This is a genomic window from Microbacterium sp. 5K110 (assembly GCF_005774735.1).
GTDB lineage: Bacteria > Actinomycetota > Actinomycetes > Actinomycetales > Microbacteriaceae > Microbacterium.
On record NZ_VBUM01000163.1, the window covers coordinates 1 to 1,747 of the forward strand.

Below are 1,747 nucleotides of genomic sequence, written 5' to 3' on the forward strand. Positions count from 1 at the left end.
CCTCCCGCCCGTCCTCCGGCCGGAGCATCCGCCCCGCCGCGACCTCGCGGAGCTGGCCCGCCGTTTCGGTGTGCGCAGCGTCGGCGACGTCGAGGGCACCGACCTCACCGGCATCACGCTGGCCACCGCCGATCTGCGGGAGGGAGAAGCCTTCGTCGCCATCCGCGGCGTGAACCGTCACGGGGCGGAGTTCGCCGCGACCGCGGCTGAGCGCGGAGCCGTCGCGGTCATCACCGACGAGGCGGGCGCCGAGATCGCGGCATCCACGGGTCTTCCGATCGTCGTGGTCGAAAACCCCCGCGCGCTGCTCGGCGACCTGTCGGCGTGGGTGTACGGCACCGGCGCCGACGACGACCTGCCGCAGCTGCTGGCGACGACCGGGACGAACGGCAAGACGAGCGTGTCGCATCTGCTCGAGGGCATCCTGGGTCAGCTCGGCGTGGTCACGGGCCTGTCGTCGACGGCCGAGCGCCACATCGCGGGCGAGGTCATCGTGTCGCGGCTGACGACGCCCGAGGCCTCCGAGTTCCACGCCCTCCTGGCCCTGATGCGCGAGCGCGGGGTCGAGGCCGTGGCGGTGGAGGTGAGCGCGCAGGCGCTGACCCGTCACCGCGTCGACGGGCTGGTGTTCGACGTCGCCGGCTTCACCAACCTCACACACGACCACCTCGACGACTACGCCGACATGCGCGAGTACTTCGAGGCCAAGCTCCCCCTCTTCCGTGCGGACCGGTCGCGCCGTGGCGTGGTGTGCCTGGACTCCGCCGCCGGAGCCGAGATCGCCGCGCGCGCCGAGATCCCGGTCGTCACGATCGTCACGCCGGCGATCGCCGAGGATCCGACCGCCGAGGCCGACTGGACCGTCGAGATCGTCGCGGAGCGCCAGGACGGCACCGAGTTCACCCTTCGCTCGCGCGACGGGCGCACGGTGACCACCGTCGTCCCGGTGATCGGTCGGCACATGGCCGCGAACGCGGGTCTCGCGATCGTGATGCTGCTCGAGGTCGGATACTCGTGGGAGCAGCTGTCGAACGCTCTCGACGGTGGCCGTATCTCGGCCTCGCTGCCCGGACGCACGCAGCTGGTCTCGGGCCCCGACGGCCCCGCCGTGTACGTCGACTTCGGCCACTCCCCCGACGCGTTCGAGAAGACGCTCGCGGCCGTGCGGCGCGTCACGCCCGGAAAGGTCGTGATGCTCTTCGGCGCCGACGGCGACCGCGACGCCACCAAGCGCCACGACATGGGGCGCACGGCGGTCGAGGGCAGCGACGTGCTGATCGTCACCGACCACCATCCCCGCCACGAGGATCCGGATGCCATCCGCGCGGTGCTCGTCGAGGGCGCACGCCGCGCCCGCCCCGACGCCGAGATCCACGAGTTCAGCCCGCCCGAGCGCGCGATCCTCGAGGCCGTGGCGCTCGTGGGCGAGGGCGACGCGATCCTGTGGGCCGGCCCCGGGCACCAGGACTACCGCGACATCCGCGGCATCCGCACGCCGTACTCGGCGCGGGAGCTGTCGCGCCGCGCACTGCGGGCTGCGGGCTGGGCCGTTCCGGATCCGCAGTGGCCCGTGCCGTACCCGGCCGACCGCACGCCGTCGTCCGACCCCGAGCGCCCCGTCGACTTCCCCGCCTGACGGGGCGGCCGCGCCGTCACGGACGCCGCCGATCCGCACAACTCCTGCACCCCCGGTCTGCCGCGCACGCGGAGGGCTGCGGCATCCGATTCCGCCGGAGTTGTGCACGAC

The 1,747-nt window shown here is 73.4% G+C and carries 1 protein-coding gene; it reads left to right on the top strand.

The genetic code is table 11. From position 1 onward, the window contains the following. The coding region (locus tag FE256_RS17855; protein ID WP_252371090.1) for a Mur ligase family protein at positions 1 to 1,636 on the top strand (1,636 nt) is incomplete at its 5' end. Positions 1,637 to 1,747 lie beyond the last annotated feature (111 nt).